The 23943-nt window shown below is 69.5% G+C and carries 28 protein-coding genes; 24 read left to right on the top strand and 4 right to left on the bottom strand.

Going from position 1 to position 23943, the window contains the following annotated elements; all coding sequences use genetic code 11:
- Positions 1-133: 133 nt before the first annotated feature.
- The 3 genes from ACFWY9_RS29925 to ACFWY9_RS29915 form a co-directional block, all read right to left on the bottom strand.
- Positions 134-778: a response regulator gene (locus tag ACFWY9_RS29925; RefSeq protein ID WP_378330541.1), complete on the bottom strand. Its 645-nt coding sequence runs from the start codon at positions 776-778 to the stop codon at positions 134-136.
- A gap of 7 nt (positions 779-785) precedes the next feature.
- Positions 786-1871 carry a sensor histidine kinase gene (locus tag ACFWY9_RS29920; RefSeq protein WP_378330543.1) on the bottom strand — a complete coding sequence of 362 codons (1086 nt, stop codon included), beginning with the start codon at positions 1869-1871 and terminating at the stop codon, positions 786-788.
- 124 nt (positions 1872-1995) lie between these two features.
- Positions 1996-2901: a UbiA family prenyltransferase gene (locus ACFWY9_RS29915; RefSeq protein ID WP_378330540.1), complete on the bottom strand. Its 906-nt coding sequence runs from the start codon at positions 2899-2901 to the stop codon at positions 1996-1998.
- Between the two features lie 451 nt (positions 2902-3352).
- On the opposite strand from ACFWY9_RS29915, the gene ACFWY9_RS29910 reads away from it, so the two are divergent.
- The 24 genes from ACFWY9_RS29910 (at position 3353) to ACFWY9_RS29795 (ending at position 23162) form a co-directional block, all read left to right on the top strand.
- On the top strand, positions 3353-3640 hold the full coding sequence (locus ACFWY9_RS29910) for a cupin domain-containing protein (protein ID WP_378330539.1): 288 nt from the start codon (positions 3353-3355) through the stop codon (positions 3638-3640).
- Entirely contained in the window at positions 3637-4905 is a 1269-nt protein-coding gene (locus tag ACFWY9_RS29905) for a beta-ketoacyl-[acyl-carrier-protein] synthase family protein (protein ID WP_378330538.1), read from the top strand. The genes ACFWY9_RS29910 and ACFWY9_RS29905 overlap by 4 nt, the downstream gene beginning before the upstream one ends.
- Positions 4902-6140: a beta-ketoacyl synthase N-terminal-like domain-containing protein gene (locus ACFWY9_RS29900; RefSeq protein WP_378330537.1), complete on the top strand. Its 1239-nt coding sequence runs from the start codon at positions 4902-4904 to the stop codon at positions 6138-6140. Before ACFWY9_RS29905 ends, ACFWY9_RS29900 begins: the two co-directional genes overlap by 4 nt.
- 13 nt (positions 6141-6153) lie before the next feature.
- On the top strand, positions 6154-6438 hold the full coding sequence (locus ACFWY9_RS29895) for an acyl carrier protein (RefSeq protein ID WP_378330536.1): 285 nt from the start codon (positions 6154-6156) through the stop codon (positions 6436-6438).
- Between the two features lies 1 nt (position 6439).
- Positions 6440-6955: a hypothetical protein gene (locus ACFWY9_RS29890; protein WP_378330535.1), complete on the top strand. Its 516-nt coding sequence runs from the start codon at positions 6440-6442 to the stop codon at positions 6953-6955.
- A gap of 2 nt (positions 6956-6957) precedes the next feature.
- Positions 6958-7914 (top strand): SRPBCC family protein, encoded by a 957-nt coding sequence (locus tag ACFWY9_RS29885; RefSeq protein ID WP_378330534.1) that lies wholly within the window; start codon positions 6958-6960, stop codon positions 7912-7914.
- Positions 7911-8831: a DNA-3-methyladenine glycosylase family protein gene (locus ACFWY9_RS29880; protein ID WP_378330533.1), complete on the top strand. Its 921-nt coding sequence runs from the start codon at positions 7911-7913 to the stop codon at positions 8829-8831. The genes ACFWY9_RS29885 and ACFWY9_RS29880 overlap by 4 nt, the downstream gene beginning before the upstream one ends.
- Entirely contained in the window at positions 8828-9301 is a 474-nt protein-coding gene (locus tag ACFWY9_RS29875) for a hypothetical protein (protein ID WP_378330532.1), read from the top strand. The genes ACFWY9_RS29880 and ACFWY9_RS29875 overlap by 4 nt, the downstream gene beginning before the upstream one ends.
- Positions 9298-10017, top strand: a complete 720-nt coding sequence (locus tag ACFWY9_RS29870; protein WP_378330531.1) for an SDR family NAD(P)-dependent oxidoreductase — start codon at positions 9298-9300, stop codon at positions 10015-10017. Before ACFWY9_RS29875 ends, ACFWY9_RS29870 begins: the two co-directional genes overlap by 4 nt.
- A 7-nt stretch (positions 10018-10024) precedes the next feature.
- On the top strand, positions 10025-10753 hold the full coding sequence (locus ACFWY9_RS29865) for an SDR family NAD(P)-dependent oxidoreductase (RefSeq protein ID WP_378330530.1): 729 nt from the start codon (positions 10025-10027) through the stop codon (positions 10751-10753).
- 1 nt (position 10754) lies between these two features.
- Positions 10755-11054 (top strand): antibiotic biosynthesis monooxygenase family protein, encoded by a 300-nt coding sequence (locus ACFWY9_RS29860; protein ID WP_378330529.1) that lies wholly within the window; start codon positions 10755-10757, stop codon positions 11052-11054.
- The gene (locus ACFWY9_RS29855; protein ID WP_378330528.1) at positions 11051-11377 is read left to right on the top strand and encodes an antibiotic biosynthesis monooxygenase family protein; all 327 of its coding nucleotides are present in this window, start codon (positions 11051-11053) and stop codon (positions 11375-11377) included. The genes ACFWY9_RS29860 and ACFWY9_RS29855 overlap by 4 nt, the downstream gene beginning before the upstream one ends.
- Complete coding sequence (locus ACFWY9_RS29850; protein ID WP_378330527.1) at positions 11374-12429, top strand: methyltransferase; 1056 nt, start codon at positions 11374-11376, stop codon at positions 12427-12429. The genes ACFWY9_RS29855 and ACFWY9_RS29850 overlap by 4 nt, the downstream gene beginning before the upstream one ends.
- 117 nt (positions 12430-12546) lie before the next feature.
- Complete coding sequence (locus tag ACFWY9_RS29845; RefSeq protein ID WP_378330526.1) at positions 12547-12927, top strand: SchA/CurD-like domain-containing protein; 381 nt, start codon at positions 12547-12549, stop codon at positions 12925-12927.
- Positions 12920-13666, top strand: coding sequence for an SDR family NAD(P)-dependent oxidoreductase (locus ACFWY9_RS29840; RefSeq protein WP_378330525.1), 747 nt, complete (start codon positions 12920-12922; stop codon positions 13664-13666). Before ACFWY9_RS29845 ends, ACFWY9_RS29840 begins: the two co-directional genes overlap by 8 nt.
- Positions 13667-13678: 12 nt before the next feature.
- Complete coding sequence (locus ACFWY9_RS29835; RefSeq protein WP_378330524.1) at positions 13679-14560, top strand: NAD(P)-dependent oxidoreductase; 882 nt, start codon at positions 13679-13681, stop codon at positions 14558-14560.
- Positions 14557-15513 carry an amidohydrolase family protein gene (locus ACFWY9_RS29830; RefSeq protein WP_378330523.1) on the top strand — a complete coding sequence of 319 codons (957 nt, stop codon included), beginning with the start codon at positions 14557-14559 and terminating at the stop codon, positions 15511-15513. Before ACFWY9_RS29835 ends, ACFWY9_RS29830 begins: the two co-directional genes overlap by 4 nt.
- Positions 15514-15535: 22 nt before the next feature.
- Positions 15536-16699 (top strand): acyltransferase family protein, encoded by a 1164-nt coding sequence (locus ACFWY9_RS29825; RefSeq protein ID WP_378330522.1) that lies wholly within the window; start codon positions 15536-15538, stop codon positions 16697-16699.
- Between the two features lie 12 nt (positions 16700-16711).
- Positions 16712-17038, top strand: coding sequence for a TcmI family type II polyketide cyclase (locus tag ACFWY9_RS29820; protein WP_378330521.1), 327 nt, complete (start codon positions 16712-16714; stop codon positions 17036-17038).
- Positions 17035-18636, top strand: a complete 1602-nt coding sequence (locus ACFWY9_RS29815) for an acyl-CoA carboxylase subunit beta (RefSeq protein ID WP_378330520.1) — start codon at positions 17035-17037, stop codon at positions 18634-18636. The genes ACFWY9_RS29820 and ACFWY9_RS29815 overlap by 4 nt, the downstream gene beginning before the upstream one ends.
- Positions 18633-18818 (top strand): acyl-CoA carboxylase epsilon subunit, encoded by a 186-nt coding sequence (locus ACFWY9_RS29810; protein ID WP_378330519.1) that lies wholly within the window; start codon positions 18633-18635, stop codon positions 18816-18818. Before ACFWY9_RS29815 ends, ACFWY9_RS29810 begins: the two co-directional genes overlap by 4 nt.
- 115 nt (positions 18819-18933) lie before the next feature.
- The gene (locus tag ACFWY9_RS29805; protein ID WP_378330518.1) at positions 18934-19539 is read left to right on the top strand and encodes a hypothetical protein; all 606 of its coding nucleotides are present in this window, start codon (positions 18934-18936) and stop codon (positions 19537-19539) included.
- Positions 19540-19553: 14 nt separating this feature from the next.
- Positions 19554-21686, top strand: a complete 2133-nt coding sequence (locus tag ACFWY9_RS29800; protein WP_378340439.1) for an MMPL family transporter — start codon at positions 19554-19556, stop codon at positions 21684-21686.
- A 6-nt stretch (positions 21687-21692) separates the two neighbouring features.
- Positions 21693-23162, top strand: coding sequence for an MFS transporter (locus tag ACFWY9_RS29795; RefSeq protein WP_378330516.1), 1470 nt, complete (start codon positions 21693-21695; stop codon positions 23160-23162).
- A gap of 73 nt (positions 23163-23235) precedes the next feature.
- On the opposite strand, the gene ACFWY9_RS29790 is transcribed toward ACFWY9_RS29795, so the two are convergent.
- Positions 23236-23943 (bottom strand): hypothetical protein (locus ACFWY9_RS29790; RefSeq protein WP_378340438.1); only part of this gene is annotated, 708 nt, incomplete at its 5' end.

The following is a 23943-nucleotide window of genomic DNA, read 5'->3' as shown; positions in this document are numbered from 1 at the left end:
TAGCGCCCGCGCTCGGCGCCCCGCGCGGCGCCGGGGGGGCGCCGCGGGGGGGGGGGGCGCGCCCCCCCCCGGCCCCCCCCCCCCCCCCGGACGCATGACATCGGCGGGCGGATGGAGGCCGGTCGTGTCCGCTTCAGTTCGGGCGAGGGGACCGCGAACCCGGGTTTGCCTGATCTGCCCGGTAGTACTTGTTGACGGCGTCGATCCGGGACACCGCGCCGAGCTTGCCGAACACGTTGTACAGATGCCGCTTCACCGTCGCTTCGGAGATGTTGAGCCGACCGGCTATCTGCGAGTTGCTCATCGCCAGCGCCGTGAGCTCCATGACCTCCTGCTCCCGGGTGGACAGCACGTCCGGCGCCTGCTTGTCGTTGTGCAGCAAGGATCCCCGTGAGACGGACAGGATCACCTGGTTGGGACGCCCTGCCGTGCTGCGGATGGCGGTCAGCAGTTCCAGTCGCGTGACGCTTTTGAGCAGGTAGCCGCCCACGCCGAGTTCGACGAGCCGGTTCACCAGCGCCGGGTCGTCGTGCATGCTCAGGATGATGATGGTCGTTCGCGGGGAGGCGACGCGGATGCGGGCCGCGGTCTGCAGGACGTGCGAGCCCGGCATCTCCACGTCCAGCAGGACGATGTCCGGGTGCTCGCGCCGGACCACTTCGACACCGTCGTCGCCGTTCGCGGCTTCACCGACGATCTCGAAGTCCTCTTCGAACTCCAGGATCTGCTTGACGCCGTCCCGGAACAACGCGTGGTCGTCGACGAGTACGACTTTCATCGGGCCTTCAGTCACTGTCGTCCGCCCGGTGTCTCAGGGGGATGAGTAGCTCGACCCGCGTCCCCCGGCCTGGCTGGCTCGTGATCACGAGGTCTCCCTCCAGCAGCGAGGCGCGCTCGCGCATCGCCGACAGGCCGGCGGTGCGCGAGCCGGGTGCCCTGCCGCAGAGATCCACCCCGACCCCGTCGTCTTCGATGAATGCGTAGAGCTCGTTCGGCGTGATGTTCACCTGGACGAGCAGCCCGCTCGCCTGGGAGTGCAGCACGGCGTTGCGGATGGCTTCGCGAATGATGAGGAACGCTTCGCTGTGGATCTCCGGCGACAGGTTGGATTCGTCTCCGTTGACCCGCAGGGCGTGGTCCATCCGGGCGGGCTTGTTGTGTTCGAGGTAGGCCTGCAGTGAGCGCTCGAGCCCGCCCTCCGGTTCCCAGCTGCGTAGGTCCGAAACCAGCGCGCGGACGTCTTTGAGGGTGTGCCGCAGGATCGACTCCGCCCGGTCGACACTTTCGTCGGCGCGGGCGATTTCGGTCGGCCGCACGGCGGTGGACAATTCGATCTGGCGGTGCGCGCCGGCGATGTTACCGCCGATCCGGTCGTGCACCTCCCGGCTGATCCGCTGCCGTTCCCGCAGGTGCGCCTGCTCGATACTTCGTAGCAGGAAACCCATGTACGAACTCGATGCCATCCGGATCCGTTGGGAGACCAGTTTGTTCGTGGCGATCGTGAGCGTCAGCAGTGCCTCGGTCGGCTCGTCCTCGGTCTTGAGGTAGTCCGCGCAGACCACGGTGATCACCTCGAACAGCGCCATCGCGGCCCGCAGCGATTCGCTGGGGTGAATGCGGCTGGACGCACGGGAGGTGCCGATTTTCTTCGACAGTCCCAGGTCGAAAACTTTCTGACCGCGCAGTGTTCGCGCGATATCGCCGATGATCGAACCGGCCTGCCGGAGACATTCCTCGCGCGTGTCCGGATCCTTGAGCAGGCGGCTTCCCATGAGCTGCAGTTGATGCTCGTAGCGGAGCAGAATGGAATTGCATTTTCGATCGAGAATGTCAGCTGCGAGCGCGCGAGCCGAATCTCCCAATTCGGACACCTCCCCCAAGTGTTACTCCGAAGTTGCGCTCTCCCTTGCCAGGGGTCGGCGCTGCTCGTGACAATAACAGAGGGTGTGCTCGGCGGTGGGCGTACTGGTAACGACTGCGCGACGATCCCGCCGATCAAACGGACAGAACGGACAGTGTGGCCGCATATTGGCTGACCATGAACGCCCAGTACGGCGTACGTGGGTGACTTTCTGTTCGGCGGTTCATCGCGAGGAAGGTGACACCAAGGGACCCGGTCAGCAGGGTGGCGGCGGAAAAGCGCATGGCCGGCGCCCAGGCCCACGCGGCAATGGTGAACGAAACTGCTACGCAGAGTGCGGACCCGGATACCACGACACTTGCCACCCGTTGCCCGAAAATGGCGACCAATGTCCGGCGTCCGGCAGCGGTGTCCCCTTTCACGTCCGAGAAATCCTTTGCCACCGAGCCGACGCCACCCATCCACGCGGACATCGCCGCGGTGAGCACCATGATGTCGGGGCTGGGGAGATCACCGCCGCCGAGCAGGAAGCCCGCCAGGAAGGTCAGGGCGCCGCCGAGCGTGGTCACCACCGCCGCACCGAGGTAGTGCCGCTTGAAGCCGAACCCGGGCGCCGAGTACAGGTAGCCGAGGGCCAGCAGGGCCAGTACCAGCAGGGCGAAGACCGGGCCGGCGCGCAGGCCGCAGAGCACCGCCGCGCCCGCGAAGGCGCGGCACCAGCTCAGCGCGGTTTCCCTGGGCAGGTCGCCGCGGGCGATCGGGCGGTTCCGCTGTGACGTCCGGTCCTCGACGATGTCGGCCGCGCCGTTGTACAGGTACACGAAGACCACCGCGCACCACCATGCCAGGCCGCCCGCCAGCAGCGTTTCCGACGAAATGTCGTGCCGGAAGGGGCCGGCGAGCGCGAGGCCGGCGAGGAGCCGGACGCAGAAGATGACCTGCACGACGGGACGGGCTTCGAGCAGGCAGTCGCGCAGGGTGCCGGCCAGCGTGGCCGGGCGAGGGGTGCTGACAACGCGTGCGGTCGGTTCGACGGACATACGGATCCCCCTGATCGGTGACGGGTTCGGGTCCCCCGGAAGGGTGAGGTGACGGGATTCGCGGCTCGCGCCGTTCATCGGGCGGGCTACAGATCTATCCCGGAAAGGCAGGGGTAAAAAGCGTCTCGCGGTGTAGCCCGGCTACAACCTTCGACTCATTCCGGGGTGGTCCCACGATTCATTGTCGAATCCGTGATGATCAGGTAATCGGTATTCCCCTGTCATTTTGATGCCATCGTCGCGCTCTTTCATTTCGGTGGATTCGCTTGCAAGCTGGTCGTACGTGAATCGTCGACGAAGCAATTCTGCGCAACCATAGGAGACGCTCGTGGCCGCATCGGGTCTTAAGCCGATTTCCATGCTCGACGTTCCCGCCGACACGCGGCGAGGCGGCGAGATCCGAACGCTTCTGTCGCCAAGGACCGTCGGATCCACTTCCGGGTTCCTGGGCGTGGCGACTGTCGCCCCCGGCGACTACATCAGTTCCCACCTGCACCCCTATTCCGAGGAGTTCGTCTTCCTCGTCCGCGGCGCGCTGCGCTGTGACCTCGGCGACGAGTCCGTGGACCTCGCCGCGGGGGAGGGGCTGCTGGTGCCGGAGAACACCCCGCACCGGCTGGTCAACACCGGCACCGTGGAGGCGTTCCTCGTCTTCCACCTCGGCCCGCTCGCGCCCCGGCCCGAACTCGGCCACATCGACCTGGAGGAGCACACGGACCGCCGGGAGGTCCGGTCATGACCGGGAGACGAGTGGCGGTCACCGGCGTCGGCGTGGTCGCACCCGGTGGCATCGGGGCCAAGGCGTTCTGGTCGCTGCTGGTGGACGGACGCACGGCCACCCGGCGGATCACCCGGTTCGACCCGGCCTCGTTCCGCTCCCAGATCGCCGCCGAGTGCGATTTCGACGCCGGGGAAATGGGCCTGACCGCCCGCGAGATGCGGCGGATGGACCTGTACGTGCAGTACGCGCTGGTCGCCGCGCGGGAGGCGGTCGACGACTCGGGGCTCGACCGCGACGGCATCGACCTCGACCGGGTCGGCACCGCCATGGGCACCGCCGTCGGCGGCACCGTGCTGCTGGAGGACGAGTACCTGCCCGCCTCGGACAACGCCACCCGCTGGTCGGCTGACCTGAGGTTCCTGCACCCGTTCATGTACGACGCGCTCGTCCCCAGCAGCCTGGCGGCGGAGATCGCGGGCACCTTCCGGGCTGGCGGGCCCGCCGCGGTCGTGTCCACCGGCTGCACGTCGGGGCTGGACGCCATCGGGCACGCCTGCGCGGTGATCGCGGACGGGGAGGCCGACGTGATGATCGCCGGCGCGGCCGAGTCGCCGATCTCGCCGATTTCGGTGGCCTGTTTCGACGCGATCAAGGCGACGTCGCCGAACAACGCCGAGCCCGCCACCGCGTCCCGGCCGTTCGACCGCAGGCGTGACGGTTTCGTGCTCGGCGAAGGCGCGGCGACGCTGGTGCTCGAAGAGTACGAATCGGCACGCAGGCGCGGTGCGCACATCTACTGCGAGGTCTCGGGATTCGCCAGCACGGGCAACGCCCACCACATGACGGGCCTGACCGCCGAAGGGATCGAGATGTCCGAGGCGATCGACCGCGCCATGCGTCAGGCGCGGCTGAACCCGGAGGACATCGGCTACATCAACGCGCACGGCTCGGGCACGAAGCAGAACGATCGGCACGAGACCGCGGCGTTCAAGCGCAGCCTCGGCGAACACGCCTACCGGGCGCCGGTGAGCTCCATCAAGTCGATGGTCGGGCACTCGCTGGGCGCCATCGGCTCGATCGAGGCCGCCGCGTGCGTCCTGGCCTTCGCCAACGACGCGGTGCCACCGACGGCCAATCTGCACGAGCCGGATCCGTTGTGCGACCTGGACTACGTGCCGATCGAGGCCCGGACGGCGCATCTCGACCACGTGCTGACCGTGGGCAGCGGTTTCGGCGGCTTCCAGTCGGCACTGCTGCTGAGCAGGGAGCTGGTGAATCGATGAGCTTCAGGATGGTGATCTCGGGCATCGGCGCGGTCACCCCGATCGGGGCGAGCACGGCGACGTATTGGGACGCGGTGCGGAAAGGAGTGTCGGGTCTCGGCTGGATCAGCCGCTTCGACCTCACCGACTACCCGTGCCGGGTCGGCGGCGAAGTGCACGACATCGACATCGCCGAACACGTGCTGCCCCGTATCGCCGTGCAGACCGACCGCTGGACCCAGCTCGGCCTGGTCGCCGCCGGGCAGGCGCTCGAGGACTCCGGGCACCGGACTCCCGGTGAATGCCCCTACGACACCGCGGTGATCACGGCCAGCAGTTCGGGCGGCAACGAGTTCGGCCAGCGCGAGATCCACAAGCTGTGGTCCGACGGCCCGCACGCCGTCGGCGCCTACCAGTCCATCGCCTGGTTCTACGCGGCGACGACCGGTCAGATCGCGATCAAGCACGGGGCCAAGGGCCCGTGCGGGGTACTGGCCACGGAATCCGCGGGCGGACTGGACGCGATCGGGGCGAGCAGGCGAGCGCTGCGCCGCGGGGAGGTGCGCGCCGTCGTCACCGGTGCGACCGAGGCGCCGATCAGCCCGTACGCGCTGGCCTGTCAGCTGCGCGGCGGTCGGCTGTCCCTTGTGGACGATCCGATGACGGCGTACCAGCCGTTCTCCGCCACGGCGGCAGGGCACGTGGTCGGCGAGGGCGGCGCGATGCTGCTCGTCGAGGAGCTGTCCCGCGCGCTCGGCCGTGGCGCGGAACGGATCTACGCGGAGGTCGTCGGCTACGCGGCCACGCACGACGGCCGGCCGACGACGGTCCGGCCGACCGGCGACGGCCTTGCCAGAGCCGCGCGCGTGGCGATCGCCGACGCCGGAGTGCGGCCGGACGACGTGGACGCGGTGTTCGCCGACGGCGCCGCGACCCCGGAGCTGGACCAGGCGGAGGTCGCGGCGCTGCGGGCGGTGTTCGGCGCCAGGCAGGTCCCGATCTGCCTGCCCAAGACGCTCGTCGGCCGGATGTACGCGGGCTCGCCCGCGCTGGACGTCGCGACCGCCGCCTTGGCGCTCTACCACGGAGAACTGCCGCCGTCGCCGGTCGTCGAGAAAGCGCCGTGGGCGAGCGACCTCGACCTGGTCCACGAGCTGCGGGCCGCGGACCTGCGTCACGTAGTCGTGCTGGCCAGGGGATACGGCGGCTTCAACGCCGCGGTCGTCCTGCGCCGGCTCGGGAACAACGAAAACTGACAGGAGAGGCACCATGAGCATCACGTTCGACAAGGCGAACCTGGAGACCGGTGAGCTCGTCGCGCTGCTGGCGGAACTGATGACCCAGGGCGGGTTCCCCACCACGGCCGCGGCGCTGGCCGAAACACCGGAAGCCGACTACGAGACGTGGGGGCTGGACTCGCTCGGTCACCTGGAGCTGATGGCCACGCTGGGCCGCCGGTTCGGGGTCACGATCACCGACGCGGACGCCGAACGGCTCAAGACGCCGTCCGCCACCCTGCGGTTCCTGGCCGCCCTGCCACGTCAGGACGGCTGAGATGCCCGCCACGTCGGCGCTGGCCGGCCACGTCGTTCCCGGGCTCGACGGGACCACAGTGGACTTCGATGCCCGCCGTGGTGCCCCGCTGGTCGTGATCCTGGGCAACCGGCACACCCAGAAGGCGGGCCACGAGATCATCGAGGCACTGCGTTCGCACCCGGCGACCATGTCGGTCCCGGTCGTGCAGGTGGCCTGCCTTCGCGACGTTTCCCAGCCACTGCGGGCGATGGCGCTCCGGCACATCGCCGCCGGCTACCGCGGCCAGCTGGCCGACCTCGCCGCGCGACGGGCCGCGCTGGGCGCGCCCCCCGCCGACGAACCGGCGCTGCTGACCATCGCGCTGGACTGGCACGGCGAGGTGACCGGCGGCTTCGGTTTCACGCCCGCCGACCGCACCCCGGTCGTCCTGGTGCTCGACAGCGACCAGCGACTGGTCGCGCGCATCACCGAACCCCACGCCTTCGCGGCGATCAAAGCCGCGCTGGCCCCGGCCTCCGTCGAAGGGACTGTGTAGGAATGGCCGTCCGTACCGAGAATTCCGTCCACCTCAACGCGCCGTTCGAGCTGGTATGGGACATCACCAACGACGTCCCCGGCTGGCCACGGCTGTTCAGCGAATACGCCGCCGCCGAAGTCCTCGAGACCAGGCCCGGCTACGTCCGGTTCCGGCTGACGATGCACCCCGACGAGCAGGGCCGCGTGTGGAGCTGGGTGTCCGAGCGCGAGCTCGACCGCGCCGCCCGCACCGTCGTGGCGCGCCGGGTGGAGACCGGGCCCTTCGAGTACATGAACATCCGCTGGACGTACGAACCCGACGCCCGCGGCGGCACGGTCATGCGCTGGACCCAGGAATTCCGGATGAAACCCGGCGCGCCCCTCGACGACGCCGGGATGCGCGAGCGGATCGACACCAACAGCGTCATCCAGCTGGAGCTGATCAAGAGGACCATCGAGGAGGCCGCGGTGGCGAAGAGCCTGCGCGGCGTCGTTCTCCCCGGTGCGGGCGGCACCGAGGTGGATCTGTCCGAAAAGGCCGGACGACCGCTCGTCGTCGTGCTGGGCAACCGGATCACCCAGAAGGCGGGCCACGACCTCGTCGACGCGCTCCGCACGGACCCGGTCACCGCCGAGGTGCCGATCGTCCAGGTGGCGCACCTGCAGGGGGTGCCACGCAGCCTGCACCGGATCGCCGAGCGCGACATCGCTTCCGGCCGGGCCAGACAGGTGGAACGGGCGGCGCGGCTGCGCGCGGCGGCCGGCCTGCCCGCCGACGGCGAGGACGAGGCGATCGGTCTCGCTCTCGACTGGCAAGGCGTGCTCGGTGCCGAACACGCCTTCGGCGCCAGGGACAAGGCACCACTGACCCTCGTCACCGATCCCTACCTCTCCGTCGTCGCCACGATCCGCGCCACCGACGCGCTGCCGGGCATCCGCGCCGCGTTGGACCCGATCACCGCCAAGGAGGCGTCATGACCTCGACACTGGACCCGACGAAGCTCGCCGGGGAACTGCCCGCCGCGCAGCCGTTCGACCTGCGGACGTCCATCCGGTTCCTGGAGGGCTTCGGCGCCTGTAAGGGCGACCAGGTGATGACCGCGGACAGCCTGACCAAGGCCATCGCCGTCGACGGCCACGCGGTGGTCTTCCAGGTGACGCCCAGCCGGCACGGCGTCGACTACGTCCTGCATTCCGACCGCCCCCTCTCGCGCGGCACGCACGACCAGGTCTGCGACAAGATCGACGGCTACCTCAGCCTGTCCGACGACCTCCGGGAGTTCTACGCGCTTGCCGCGGAGGACCACCCGGGTTTCGCCAGGCTGGTGAAGAACCTCTGGGGCCTGCACCAGGTCCGATTCCTGACGGTCGCGGAGATCGGCGTCTGGGCCGTGCTGTCGCAACGCACACCGAAGAACGTCTCGGTGGCGCTGAAACGCCGGATCACCGGGCTGTTCGGGCGGAAGCTCACCGTGGACGGCGTCGAGTACCAGGCGTTCCCCGAGCTGGCCGACCTGCAGCACCTGACCGCCGCGGACTGGGCCGGGATCGTCAAGAACGGGCGCAAGGCGGAATACCTGGCCTGCCTCGTGGACGGGCTTCTCGACCTCCACGAGGACTACCTCGCCGAGGCTCCGTACGACGAAGCCACCGAAGCGTTGCGCAGGATCAAGGGCATCGGTGAGTTCTCCGCGGCCGCGATCCTCTTGCGCGGCCTCGGCCGGATGGACTTCGTGCCGCTGGAGATGCCGAACTTCGCCAAGGCGACGGCGGCGATCTACGGCGAGGGCTACGACAACCAGAGGCTGCGCGACCGGTACGGAAGGCACCTGGGCTACTGGGCCTACTACCTGCACACCGGTCTCGGCGCCCTGCGGAAGGAAGCGTTGTCATGAACCGGCTTCCCGTCAGTCTGACCCAGGACTTCGAACTGATGCCCGCCGAGGCGAGGGCGCAGGTCCTCTTCATCAGCAAGACCCGGCTGACACTCAAGGGTTTCCTCACCGGCGGGCCGCTGGTGTGGAAGATGATGCGCCGGCTCAAGCGCACCCCCGGTTTCGTGTTCCACAAAGGACTGTTCAGGTTCCCGCTGACCACCGGTGCGATCGCGTTCTTCGAGAGCTTCGAGTCGTTGCAGGAATTCGCCCGCTCGCCCGAGCACATGGCACTCGTCAAGTGGGGCAAGGTGCCCGGCAGGGTGCGCGGCGGCTTCATCCGGATCATGCGGACCGCGCCGACCGGCAGCGGCTTCGGCGACTGGATCAACCCGGCGGAGCAGGAGTCGCTGGACCGCAGGCGGTTGATCCCGATCGTGTCACGCGAGACCGACTGGGACCACGAACTCACCACAGGGAGAACGGCATGACACGCACGGCACTGGTCACCGGCGCGAGCCGGGGCATCGGGCGGGCGGTGGTGGACCGGTTGCTCGCCGACGGCGTCCGCGTGTGCGGCCTGTACCGCACCGAGGGCGAAGCCGCGGGGCTGCTGGCCAAGGAACTGGAAGCCGCTTCCCCCAAGGGACTCGCGCTCGCGTGCGATGTCTCGTCCCCGGCGCGGGTCCGCGACGCCGTCGGCCGCTGCGCCGAGGAGTTCGGCGGCATCGACATTCTCGTCAACAACGCGGGCGTGGCCCCGTTTTCGCTGCTGGAGAACCTGGAACCGGAGCAGTGGGAGGCGACCTTCGCCACCAACGTCACCGGGCCGTACCTGGTCACGAGGGCGGCGCTGCCGCACCTGCGGCCCGGCGGCAGCGTCGTCACGATCACCTCCGGCCTCGGCATCACCGGTGCCCCCGGCAAGACCCACTACGCCGCGAGCAAGGCCGCGCTGATCGGGTTCACCAAGGCGCTGAGCCGGGAGATCGGCCGGCGCGACGTCCGCGTCAACGCCATCGCCCCCGGAATCATCGAAACCGAGATGTCCGCGCCGAACGCCGAACTGCGGGCCCGTTACGAGGGGCAGTGCGCACTGGGCCGGATCGGGCAGCCGTCCGAGCTGGCGGAGGTCGTCGCCTTTCTCGCCGACCACCGCTCTTCCTACGTCAACGGCCAGACGCTCATGGTCGACGGGGGGATGTGAGAGACCCATGACCGGAATCGACCTGACCGGCAAGACCGCGCTCGTCACCGGGGGCACCCGTGGCATCGGCCGGGCCACCGCGCTGACACTGGCGCGGCACGGCGCCACGGTCACCGCGGTGGGCACCCGGCCCAGCGCGGCCGCCGAAGAACTGGCCGACGAGCTCAAGACACTGTCGAGCGAGCACACCGTCGCCTTCGCCGACGTGTCCGATCCGACCGAGGTCGCCGCGCTCGCGGAGCGGGTGGGCGCACTGGACATCGTGGTGAACAACGCCGGCGTGGTCAGCAGCGCCTCGGTGCTGGATCTCGACCTCGACGAGTGGCACCGCGTGGTGGACACCAACCTCACCGGCATGTTCCTCGTCGTCCGCGCGGTGCTGCCCCGGCTCGCCGACCACGCGTCCATCGTCAACATCACCTCGGCGGTGGCGTGGGTCGGCATGCCGGACCGCGCGCACTACACCGCGGCCAAGGCCGGGGTGCACGGCCTGACCCGTTCCCTCTGCAAGGAACTCGGCCGGCGTCACGTCCGCGTGAACAGCGTCGCGCCGGGCATCGTCGAGACCGACCAGGTGTCCGGCCTGACGCCCGAACAGCGCACGCGCTACGCGAACCTGGCCGCGCTGGGACGGCTCGGCCGCCCCGACGACATCGCCGACACGGTGCTGTTCCTCGCGGGGGACCTCGCCCGGTTCGTCAACGGCGCACTGCTCTATGTGGACGGAGGCATCTGAGATGGCCGTCCGGATGACCTTGACGATGCGGGTCGGCCGCGCCGACGCCGAGGAGTTCATCGACCGGTTCGAGACCGCGGCCACCTATGCCGCGGGGGTGCCCGGCTGCCTCGGCCAGGAGATCACCGCGCGAAACCTGGACGCCGACACCACCGAGTTCGTGATCACCAGCGAGTGGACGGACAAGGAGTCCTTCCACCGCTTCGAAACCAGCGAGGAACAGGACAGGGTCACCGCCCCGCTGGCCGCGCTGCGCCGCAGCGCCCGCATGGAACTGACCGAGATGGGAGCACCGCAGTGACCGCACGAGTGATGGTTCTCGCCCGAATCCGCGAGGGCGACGAGGCCGGGTTCGAGGCCGCCTACGCGGAGGTGACCGCGAAGGTCGCCGGGACGCCCGGCCACATCCGCGACGAACTGCTGCGGCCCGCCGACGGCGACGACCGCTACATCCTGCTTTCCGAGTGGGAGACCTCGGCCGCGTTCCTGGCCTGGGAGGACGCGCCGATCCACAAACAGACCACCACGCCGCTGCGCCCGTACTGGGCGGGTGCGGTCGAGCGGAACATCCACGAAGTGGCGCCCGATTCGTACCGCGCAGACGCGAAGGAGAGCCGGTCATGACCGCGATCAACGAGATCGAGGGCCTTGTCGCCGATCCGCCGGACACCGCGCTCCTGCCGGAGTCCGCGCAGATCCTGCTGATGGCGACCGGAAAGTGGGTGGCGCAGGCGCTCTACGTCGCCGCCAAACTCGGTATCGCCGACCTGGTGGCGGACGGGCCGAGGACGCCGGCCGAGCTCGCCGCCACCACGAACACGCATTCCCGATCGCTGCACCGGATCCTGCGTGCCATCGCCAGTGTCGGCGTGTTCGCGGAGGACGCCGAAGGCCGCTACGGGCAGACTCCGCTGTCGGAGTACCTGCGTGACGATGTCCCCGGCTCGCTGCGTCAGGCCGTCATCTTCTTCGGCGAGGACTTCACCTGGCGGCCGTACGGCCGGATCCTCGAGACCGTCCGCACCGGGACCCCGGTGTTCAACCGGATCAACGACGTGCCGGACATGTTCGCCTACATGGGACGGAACCCCGAGAGCCAGCGGATCTTCGACGCCGCGATGCTGGCGCTGTCCGGCGACTCGATCAGCGACATCACCGAACGGTACGACTTTTCCGGGGCGGGCAAGGTCGTCGACGTCGGCGGCGGGCGGGGCTTCCTCGTTTCGGAGATCCTGAAGGCGAACCCCGCGACCACGGCGGTCCTGTTCGACCAGCAGTCCGTTGTGGACAGTGCGGTCACCGGGGAGTTCGGCGACCGCGTGACACTGGTTCCCGGCTCGTTCTTCGAAACGGTGCCCGGCGGCGGTGACACCTACATCCTCAAGAGCGTCCTGCACGACTGGAACGACGACCAGTGCGCGGAGATCCTCGGCAAGGTCCGCGCGGCGATCGGGGATCGGCCCGGCGCCAGGGTGCTGGTGATCGAGGCCGTCGTCCCACGGCTCAACTCCTGGGGCTTCGCGAAGTTCATGGATGTGGAAATGATGGTCAACGTCGGCGGCGTCGAGCGCACCGAGGCGGAGTGGCGCGCGTTGTTCACCCGCGCCGGTTTCGCCCTCGACCGGATCGTCGAGATCACGCCGCCGAATTCGATCCTGGTGGGCCGCCCCGCATGAGGACGGCCGCCCGGGTCGTGCACTGGTTCGCCTTCTACGGCGCGGGTCTGCTCGGGCTCCCGGATCCCCGCCACTGGCGGGACCACTACGACCACTATCAGGAGGAGGACAACAACGATGTCTCAGCAGTGGGCACTGACCTGGAACGTCAAGCCGGGAACCGAGGAGACGGTGGTCCGGTTGTTCGAGCGCAGTGGCCGGCCTGACCATGTCGTGCGCGACGGCGACGGGAAGGTCGTCGGCCTGCTCAAACGGACCTCGGTGTTCATGCGGCAGAACACCGTCGTCCGCGTGATCGAGTTCGACGGCGAGTTCATCGACGTCGCCCGGCACATGGGCAGGCAGCGGGAAGTCCGTGAGCTGGAGCGGCAGCTGGATCCGTACCTGGAAGCGGAGCGGGACATGTCCACTCCCGAGAAGACCGCGGCCTTCTTCGCCGCGGCGAGCATGCGGTGCGTCCTCAGCCGCCGCCATGACGAGGAGACCTCCGATGGCTGAGCGGATCGCACTCGTCGTCGGTGGTTACGGCGGCATCGGCAGGGCGGTCTGTGACCAGCTGGGTGCCAAGGGCGTCACACTCGCGGTCGCGGGCCGGACGCGGGACAAGGCGGAGCTGGCCTGCAAGGAACTCGGGGAGCGGGGGAGCACCGCTTACCCCTACGTCGTCGATCTGGCCCAGAAGTCCACAGTGGACGAACTGGTCGCGGACGTCACCACCGAGCTCGGCCCGGTCGACGTGCTGGTCAACCTGGCGGCGATCGACGCGAACGGGCCGGCGGTGGACGTCGAGCCCGGCGAGTGGGACAGGGTCATCGGCGTCAACCTGTCGGGCAGCTTCTGGCTGGCGCAGGCCGTCGGCCGCCGGATGGTCGCCGGGGACCGGCGGGGCCGGATCGTGCTCCTGTCCTCGACCCGCGCGGAATTCGGTGGCAGGCGGGGGTTCTCCGCGTACGGAGCGTCGAAGGCCGGTGTCAACCTGCTGGTGAAACAGCTCAGTACGGAGTGGGCTGCGCACGGCGTGACCGTGAACGGCGTCGCGCCCGGCTTCGTCCCGACCGGGCTCACCGCGGGCGTGGACGAGCGGTTCACGGAGATGATGCTCCGCCGGATCCCGGCGGGCCGGTTCGCGACTCCGGGCGAGGTGGCCGCGGCCGTGACGTTCTTCGCCTCGCCGGAGGCCGGTTTCGTCACCGGGCAAGTGCTGTACGTCGACGGCGGCGTGACCGCCAGTTCGTGAAGGAGGACTGTCATGACTTCGACCATCGCCGTGCTGGGTACCGGTGCGATGGGGGCCGCGATGGCACACCGGCTGCTGGCGGCGGGCCACGAGCTGCGGGTGTGGAACCGCACTCCGGAAAAGCTGGTGCCGTTGCTGGAACTCGGCGCGTTCGCGGCGGGCACCCCGGCCGAGGCGGCCCGCGGCGCGGACGCGGTCCTCGTCAGCCTGGCCCATGCCGGCGCCGTGGAGGAGGCCGTGTTCGGCCCGGACGGTGCCGCCGTCGGCCTGCGGGAAGGAGCGTTGCTGCTGGATGCCAGCACGACGTCCGCCGAGGCGGCCCGCGACTTCGGTGACCGCGCGGAGAAGGCGGGTTTCCGGTTCGTGGAGGCGCGTGTCCTCGGCAACCCGAACCATGCCAGGGCCGGTGAACTGCGGACGCTCGTCGGTGGCCCGGCGGAGTACGTCGCGGCGGCGCGTCCGCTGCTGGCGGACCTGAGCAAGGACGTGAACGTGCTGGGCGCGTGGGGGACCGGTGCGCAGATGAAGATCGCGCTCAACCTGTTCCTCGGCGTGCAGCTCGCCGGGCTGGCGGAGGCGGTGGACATCGGCGAGGCCGCGGGGCTCGATCGGGCGACCGTGCTCGGTGTGCTCGGCGGCAGCGGCTACAGCTCGCCGGTGGTGGCGTTCCGCTGCATGCTCGCCCAAGCCGGCCGCCTGGAGCCGGCGGCGTTCCGGCTCGACCTGATGGCCAAGGACCTCGGGCTGGCCCTCGATCTGGCCAAGGCGAGCGGGGTGGCGGCACCGGTGACCGAGGCCTCCGGCGACCTGTTCCGGCAGGGCGCCGAACACGGTCTCGGGCACCTGGACGCGGTGGCCGTCGTGCGGCCCGCGCACCTGGCGGTGCCGGCATGATCATCGACGTCCACGGGCATGTGACGGCGCCCGAACTGCTGGCCAGGTACCCGATGCCGCCGAGTCTCGGGGACATCGGGGGGATGATCGAACGCAAGCTGGCGGCGGGTGTCGGCCTGACCGTCGTCGGCAGCCCGGTCGGGTTCGGCACCATGACCCGCATTCCTGGGCTGGACAACTACGCCCAGCCCGCGGACAGGCTCGCGGCCTTCCACGACTGGATGGGGGAGACGGTCCGGGCGCATGCGGGGCATCTGCTCGCATACGCCTACGTGAACCCGTTCGGAACCGACGCCGAGCTGGCCGCGGCCGCGGAGCTGGTGCGCCGACCGGAGTTCGTCGGCTTCATCGTGAATACCTCGGTGCGCGGAAAGTTCCTGGACGACACCGGCGCCGACGGCTTCTTCGAGCTGGCGGCCGAGGCGGGGGTGCCGATCATGCTGCACCCGCCCGCCGAACCGGTCGGTTCGGGCGCGCTGCGGCACTTCGGGCTCGTCGAACAGCTGGGCCGGTTCTCCGACGTGCACCTCGGCCTGGCCACGTTGATCATGAGCGGCAGGCTGGAACGCGATCCGGGCCTGCGCGTCATCGCGGCCACCGGCGGCGGTGCGCTCGGCCTGCTCGCCGACCGGCTGGACCTGGCGCACGCGCCCCGGCACTGGAAGGCCTCCGGCGGTCCCGCGCTGCCCCGGCGGCCGAGCGGCTACTTCTCCCAGATCTGGGTCGACACGGCGTCGCACAGCTCGCATGCCCTGCGTACCAACGTGTCCGTGTTCGGTGCCGGGCACGTGGTGTTCGGCACCGACACCCCGCCGCTGCCGCACGAGGTCGGCGACCTCGTCCGCGCGGTCACGGAGCTGGATCTGTCCACAGAGGACACCAACGCGATATTGGCAGGCAACGCCGTCCGGCTGCTCGGGCTGTCCGAGGAACAGACGCGCGCGGCCGCCTGAGGCGAGAAACCGAGGAAGGCTCATGACCTCCACCATCCCCGAGACCGGGGCCGTGGCGACGCCGCCGGCCCCGAAAACCGTCAAGATGCGGCTCACGACGCTGCCCGGTCTCCGGGTGTTCGCCTCGCTGACCGTGTTCATGGACCACTCCCTGCTGCCACTGCCCGGCGTCAACCCGTTCGCGAACCAGGCCTTCGGTGACGGGCTGGAGGCCGTGTTCCGGGTCGCCGCGTTCGGCTGCGTCTCGTTCTTCTTCGTGCTCAGCGGATTCCTGCTCACGTGGCTCGCGAAACCCACCGACACCTACGGCGGCTTCATCCGCCGCCGGCTGGTCCGTATCTACCCCGGTCACCTGGTCACGATGCTGATCTGCCTGGTGGGTGTCGGCGCGACGCTCGGGCAGGTGCTGCCGAACGTCTTCCTGGTGCAGTCCTGGGTGCCGCGCTACGACATCTGGGCCGCGCTCAACGGGTCCACCTGGTCGCTGGCCTGCGAGATCCCGTTCTACCTCGCGTTCCCGTGGATCCTCAAGCAGGTCAACCGGATCGCCCCTGGCCGGCTGTGGTGGTGGGTCGGCGGCATCGTCGCGGCCGTGCTGGTGATCACCAGCGTCTCGCACTACCTGGTGCCGGGCACGCCGGCGTTCCCGTTCTCGTCCCCGATCGGGATGACCCAGTTCTGGATGGTCTACACCGCGCCACCCACGCGCATGCTGGACTTCGTGCTCGGCATGGTGATGTGCCGGATCATCAAGACCGGCCGCTGGATCAACCTCGGGCTGCTGCCCGCCGCGGGCATCTACGTCGTCGCCGCCGGGCTCGGGCTCCTGCTGCCGTTCACCTACGAGCTGTCCTTCGTCGAGATCCTCCCGGCGGCGCTGCTGGTCGCCGCGGCGGCCGCGACGGACGTGAAGCACAGGCGCTCCCTGTTGCGGGGCAAGGTGTGGGCGAAGCTCGGCGACATGTCCTATGCGTTCTACCTCGTGCACGGAATCGTGGTTTTCGGCGGGGGAACGTTGCTGCGCAACGGAAAGCTGTTCTCGATCCCCGCCGCGTTCGGGATCATCGCGATCGATCTGCTGGCCAGTCTCGTGCTGGCTTGGCTGCTCTACACCTTCGTGGAGAAGCCGATCCGCACCCGCTGGGCGGTGGCCCGGCCCCGGAAAAAGACGCCCGCCACAACCTGATTGGACACACCCATGACGAGCACACTGATCGTGGCCAGGATGACACCGGACGCGGCGGACCGGGTCGCCGGTATCTTCGCCGAGTCGGACCGGACCGCGCTGCCCGGGCTGGTCGGCGTCACGCGCCGGCAGTTGTTCCGCTACCAGGGCCTCTACTTCCACCTCTTCGAGACCGATGAGGGCGGGCCGCAACGCGTCGAGGACGTACGCGGTCACGAGCTTTTCGTCGACGTCAACGAGAAACTCGCGGAGCACATCAAGCCGTACGACGAGCGGACCTGGCGGTCGCCCCGCGACGCCATGGCCGAGCGGTTCTACCACTGGTCGGTGCGATCGTGACCGCCGTCGACGAACGGCTCGAGCGGGACTTCGCGTCGTCGCCGGCGACGGTTCCGGTCGCGGCGCGGGTCGCCGAACTTGCCGGTCTGCGCCGGTCGATCGCCGAGGGTGTCCCCCGCGCGACCGCGGCCCAGCACGCGAAGGGAAAGCTGACCGCCCGCGAACGCATCGCGCTCTTGCTGGACGAGGACAGCTTTCAGGAGGTGGAGCCGTTTCGCAGGCACCGAGCCACCGGCTTCGGGCTGGAGGACCGGCGGCCGCACACCGACGGCGTCGTCACCGGCTGGGGCACCGTCGAGGGACGCACGGTGTTCGTGTTCGCGCACGATTTCCGGATCTTCGGCGGCGCGCTCGGCGAGGCCCATGCCGAGAAGATCCACAAGGTGATGGACCTGGCGCTGGCGGCGGGCGCGCCGATCGTCGGCCTCAACGACGGGGCGGGCGCGCGGATCCAGGAGGGGGTGAGCGCGCTCGCCGGGTATGGCGGCATCTTCCGGCGCGCGGTCGCCGCGTCCGGGGTGATCCCGCAGATCTCCGTGATGACCGGCCCGTGCGCCGGTGGTGCCGCCTACGCTCCCGCGCTGAGCGACTTCGTGTTCATGGTGCGGGAAACCTCGCAGATGTTCGTCACCGGCCCGGACGTCGTCGAGACGGTCACCGGCGAGAAGGTGACCCACAACGAGCTCGGCGGCGCGGATGTGCACGCGGGTGTCTCCGGTGTGGCGCACTTCAGCTACGACGACGAGCGGACGTGCCTGGAGGACGTCCGGTACCTGATCTCGCTGCTGCCGGCGAGCAACCTCGAGAAGCCGCCCGCGGTCACCGCCGGCGATCCGATCGACCGTGGCAGCGAGCGGCTGCTCGGCCTCGTCCCCGCCGAGGCGGCCCTGCCGTACGACATGCGGGACGTGATCACGGAGATCGTCGACGACGGCGAGTACCTCGAAGTGCACGAGAGCTGGGCGACGAGCGTGCTCTGCGTTTTGACGCGGATCGGCGGTCAGGTCGTCGGTGTGGTGGCGAACCAGCCGCTGACCCTGGCGGGTGTGCTGGACATCCACTCCGCGGAGAAGGCGGCCCGCTTCGTCACCACGTGCGACGCGTTCAACATCCCGCTGGTGACCCTGGTCGACGTTCCGGGGTTCCTGCCCGGCGTCGACCAGGAGCACAACGGCATCATCCGGCACGGCGCGAAACTTCTCTACGCCTACTGCAACGCCACGGTGCCCCGGATCCAGGTGATCGTGCGGAAGGCCTACGGCGGCGCGTACATCGTGATGGACTCGCGGTCCATCGGCGCCGATCTGTCGTACGCCTTTCCCACCAACGAAATCGCCGTGATGGGAGCGGAGGGCGCGGCCAATGTCGTGTTCCGCCGGGAAATCGCGGCCTCCGCCGATCCGGCCGCGACCAGGGCACGGCGGATCGAGGAGTACCGCGGTGAGCTGATGCACCCGTACCACGCCGCGGAACGCGGGCTCGTCGACGACGTCATCGATCCACGCCACACCCGCGAGATCCTCGTGCGTGCGCTGCGGATGCTGACCGGGAAGACGGCGGCCCTGCCGCGTCGCAAGCACGGGAACGTGCCGACATGAGCGACGACCCGGCGGTGCGGATCCGGCGGGGCAACCCGTCGGACGAAGAGATCGCGGCTCTGCTCGGCGCACTGTGCGCGTTGCTGGAGCGAGGGGCCGGGCCCGCGGCACCGGCCCCTCCCGAACCGGCGCCGTGGACCCGTCGCGAGCCATGGCGTGATTCCGACAGTATCTGGTGGTGATTTCCCCGACGGCAGGAAACTGCCAGTCCGGAACATGCCAGCTTGCCCCTGTTTCCCGTGCACGCGAAAGCCGGGCAGACTCGAGTATGCCGGAAAAGTGAAGGAGACAAGCACCGTGTCCCGATTTCGGAAAGCCGGCGTGTCGGCGGTCATCGTACTGGCCGTCGCGTTCGGTGCGTCGGCCGCCTTTCTCGGCGGAACGGCCGAAACGCCGGCGCGAGCCGCCGGGAACAGTATTGTCGGGCGGCCGGCTCCGTTGTCCGGAAAGCTCATCGTCGACGCGGAGGTGCCGCCGGTGGGGACCGCCCGCGTCGAATACACCGGCTCGGCCGCGGAATGCGATTTCCTGCACCAGAAGTACCCCGGCGGTGTGCCGCAGGCAGGATGCGTCAACACGGCCACGTTCAGCACGACCGGGGCCACCCGGACCGTGCGGCTGTGCTCCGCGTACAGCTGCGACGCCTGGCACGCCGGAGTCGACTTCGAGCTGCGCCAGGACGGCCCGGTCCTTTCGGCGAGTGGTGGGATCTGCCATTACGGTGGATTCGCCTACGACGCACTGAAGGACTGGGTGTCCTATACCGGGAACGGGACCGGCACTGTTTCCGTCGCCGCCGATTTCTACGTGATCATCGCGGGAATCCCGATCACCGTGGAATGGCATGTCCGGATCACCAACCGCGCCGGCGGTTCGTGGCACGTCAGCGTCCAGCACACCTGAGGAGGGCTGAAACCATGGTGCGTGGACTCGCGGCCCTGCCCAGCGGGCGCCGGGGAAAATGGGTGACTCTCGTCGCGTGGATCCTGCTGCTGATTCCGGCGTTCTCGCTGGCTGGAATGCTCGGATCGGCGCAGAAGAACGACATTTCCGCGTGGCTGCCGAGCTCGTCGGAATCGGCGCGATTCGTGGCCGCCGCGCAGAAGTTCGGCTCAGGCGGCACGATGCCGGCCAGCGTCGTCTACTCGCGGCCGGGCGGGCTGAGGCCCGCCGACGTGGAGAAGGCCAACGCGGACGCGGCCGTCTTCCAGCGGCTCGAGGACGTCACCGGGAAAGTGCAGCTGCCGCTTGTCGCCGACGACCTCGAGGCCGTGGAGACAGTGGTGCCGGTCCGGGTCGGGGAATCCGGCTGGACAGGGATCGCCAAGGTCGTAGACCGGCTCAAGGCGGTCGCGGCGGCGAACGGTGACGGGCTCGTCAGTCACGTCACCGGACCTGGTGGCTACGCCGCGGACTCCGGCAGGGCGTTCGGCGACGCCGACCTGCTGATGATCGTCGCCGTGGTCGTGGTCGTCGCGATTCTTCTCTTCACCTACCGGAGCCCGACGTTGTGGCTACTGCCGGTGATCTCCGCGGTGGCCGCGGTCTTCACCTCGGAGGCTGTCATCGCCGTGCTCGCGAAGTACGCCGGTGTCGTGGTGAACTCGCAAAGCAGCTTCATCCTGAGCGTGCTGGTGTTCGGCGCGGCGACGGACTACGCGCTGTTGCTGATCGCCCGGTACCGCGAAGAACTCCTGGTGCATTTCGATCGGCACGAGGCCATGGCCCGTGCACTGCGCCGTTCCGGCCCGGCGATCTTCGCCAGCGCCGCCACGGTGGCGGTGAGCCTGCTCGTCCTGCTGCTCGCCACCGTGAACTCCACCCGGGGGCTTGGCCCGGTCTGCGCTGTCGGCATCGTGGTCGCCCTGCTGGCCATGACCACCCTCCTGCCCGCGCTGCTCGTCATCTGCGGGCGCTGGGTCTTCTGGCCGGTCAAACCGTCCTTCGGCGCGCTCCCGCCGTCCCGCGCCGGTGTGTGGGGACGGGTCAGCACGTTCGTCGCCGCCAAACCCCGGTGGATCTGGGCGGGCACGGCCGCGGTGCTCGGCTCGTTCGCGCTGGCCATGATCGGCATGCACGCGGAGGGTATTCCGCAGGACCGCCAGTTCACCAAGGTCACCGAAGCCGTTCTCGGTGACCAGCTGCAATCGCGGCACTTCCCGGCGGGTGCCGGGAACCCGATCTGTACGGTCGTCAGTTCGTCCACTTCGGACGAAGTGCGGCTGGCGCTGTCCCTGCTGCCGACCGTGGCGACCGTCGTGCAGCTGGACGCCAAGGACGGCAGGACCCTTGTCCTGGCCACGCCGCGTGCAGGTGCGGGAAGCCCGGAGGCGCTGGCGACCGCGCGGCAGGTGCGCGACGTCGTGCACGGCGTCAAGGGAGCGGACGCCCAGGTGGGCGGCGGCCCGGCGATAACGCTGGACATGCAGGACGGGGCCGCGCGCGACGCGTGGGTTGTCATCCCGGCGATCCTGCTGGTGGTGTTCGGCATCCTCGTCCTGCTGCTGCGGGCGGTGATAGCGCCGCTTGTGCTGGTCGGCACCGTGGTGCTGTCCTACGGCGCCACGATGGGCATCAGCGTGCTGGTGTTCGACCACGTCTTCCACTTCGGCGGTATGGACGCCGCCTTCCCGTTGCAGGCGTTCACGTTCCTGGTGGCACTGGGCGTGGACTACAACATCTTCCTTGTCACCCGGGTCCGGGAGGAGTCCCTGCGGACCGGTACCCGGCGTGGCGCGCTGACCGGCCTGACCGCGACCGGCGGCGTGATCACCTCGGCGGGGCTCGTGCTGGCCGGCACGTTCGCGGCGATGGCCTCGCTGCCCATGGTGTTCGCCGCCGAGCTCGGATTCACCGTCGCGCTCGGCGTGCTGATCGACACCTTCGTGGTCCGCTCGGTGCTGGTCACCGCGCTGACTCTCGACCTGGGGGAGGCCATGTGGTGGCCCCGCCGGGTGAAGCCCGCCCCACCCACTGCCGATGTAGGGCAGGAACTGGCCTACTCCGGAGCTAGCGTCACCGATGTTCGGTTCGAAGAGCAGGAAAGGTAGAGACGGATGACCATCGCCCCCACTGCTGTGGCACCCACAGCGTCCCCCGTGGCGGACAGCCGCCGCTGGCTCGCCCTCGCGGTGGTGATGACCGCCGCCTTCATGGATCTCGTCGACGTCACCATCGTCAACATCGCGGTACCCAGCATCCAGCGTGACACCGGCGCCTCCTTCAGCGCCGTCCAGTGGATCACCGGCGGTTACGCGCTGGCCTTCGCGCTGGGCCTGATCACCGGCGGCAGGCTGGGTGACATCTTCGGCCGCAAGCGCCTGTTCCTGCTCGGTATCGCCGGCTTCACGGTCGCGTCGGCGCTCTGCGGTCTTTCCGCGAGCCCGGACATGCTGGTCGTCTCGCGCATCCTGCAAGGAGTCGCGGGCGCCATGATGGTGCCGCAGGTGCTGTCCATCATCCACGTCACCTTCCCCGCCGAGGAGCGCGGCAAGGTGTTCGGCATGTACGGCGCGATGGTCGGCCTCGGCGCGGTCGCGGGCCCGCTGCTCGGCGCGCTGCTGACCCAGTGGAACATCTTCGGCCTCGAATGGCGTCCGATCTTCCTCGTCAACCTGCCGATCGGTATCGCGGGCCTCGTGCTCGGCGCCAGGTTCATCACCGAGTCCAAGAGCCCCAACGCCTTGCGCGTCGACATCGGCGGCACGGTGCTGGCCACGGCGGGCCTGCTGCTGGTCCTGTTCCCGCTGACCCAGGGCGAGCAACTGGGCTGGCCACTGTGGACGTTCGTCAGCATGGCCGCGGGCGTCGTGGTGTTCGGCCTGTTCCTCGCCTTCGAGCGGCGGAAGACCGGCTCGCCGCTGGTCGTCCTCTCGCTGTTCCGGATCAAGAGCTTCGCCGCCGGCATCGCGGTCCAGCTCGTCTTCGGCGCCACCACCGGCATCTTCTTCCTGATCTGGACGCTGTACATGCAGACCGGGCTGGGCTGGGACACCCTGCAGGCCGGGCTGACCGCGGTGCCGTTCTCGCTCGCTGTCGGCGGTGCCGCCGGGATGTCCGTCGCGTTGCTCGTGCCGCGGTTCGGCCGCAAGGTCCTGCAGGGCGGCGCGCTCGTGATGAAGGCGGGGGTGCTGATCTACATCCTGCTGGTCTCGTGGCTCGGCACCGGCATCACCACGTGGGAGATGATCCCGGCATTGCTGGTGATGGGCTTCGGGATGGGCCTCATCATCTCGCCGATCACCGACGCCATCCTGTCCGACGTGCCCGCCGAACACTCCGGCTCGGCGTCCGGCCTGATCAGCACCGTGCAGCAGCTCGGCTGGGCCTTCGGGCTCGGCCTGGTCTCGATCGCGTTCTTCGGTGCCGTCGGCAAGGTCCCACCGTCCGGCGCCGATCGCGCGTCGGTCTACAGCACGGCCTTCGGGAACGGGCTGTGGTGGGTCGTCGGCGGCCTGACGCTCGCGTTCGTCCTGATGTTCGCGCTGCCCAAGAAGATCCGGCAGGCCGAGCAGCCGGCCGCCTGAGCCATCTGAATGACACGAGTCCCCCGGGTGGGCCCCCAACCCCCGGGGGACTCGTGTGTTTCGCGGTGAGCCGTCAGCGAAGAAGGCCGCGGACCCGTAGCCCGGTGCTGGTGAAGAAGGCGACCGTCTCGGCGTCCGCCGGTCCGCCGGCGCACCACACGGTGGCCAGCCGCGAACCGAGTCTCGCGTGCAGCGCCGGCAACGAGGCTCGGCGTGACTCCGCGTCGTGGCCAGGATCGCGCTGCAGTCCTTCGAAGACCGCGAGCGTGGCGATCGGGCCCGCGGCGAGTTCGCGTTCGAGCGTCCGGCGGATCAGGCACAGCAGATCGGTGCGGACGGCGAGGTCGGTCGCCTGTACGGCGCCGAGTTCGTCCAGCACGGCGCCGGCTTCGAGCGACCGCGCGCAGTGGAATCGCCCGCCCGCGGCCACGACGGACCGCGCGGCGTCAGCCGACTCACCGACGTCCTCCGGCGGCAATGCCGCCATGAACAGGGTCGCGGCGTCGAAAGGATTCCTTGGCGGGGCCGCGAATTCCTCGGTCGATCCGGCCAATGCCAGCACCAGATGGTGGGGAGTGACCACCTCGGCCGCGATTTCGACGGCACGCGCCAGCTCCGCACGGCTGAACCCGGCATCGGCCGAGCCCAGTACGACGGGAGCGGGGGGGCGGGGGGGGCCCGGCCCGCGGGCCCGCGGCCGCGCCCCCCCGGCCCCCGCGCCGGCCTGTGGTTTGAGTAACTGAGGAGGCTGAAGACGGCGCGCGCGGGCCGGGCCTGCTAA

The sequence above is a fragment of the Amycolatopsis sp. NPDC059027 genome (genome assembly GCF_042739735.1).
Classification (GTDB): domain Bacteria; phylum Actinomycetota; class Actinomycetes; order Mycobacteriales; family Pseudonocardiaceae; genus Amycolatopsis.
The sequence above is the reverse complement of the archived record's forward strand: the minus strand, read 5'-3'. Positions and strand labels throughout refer to the sequence as shown.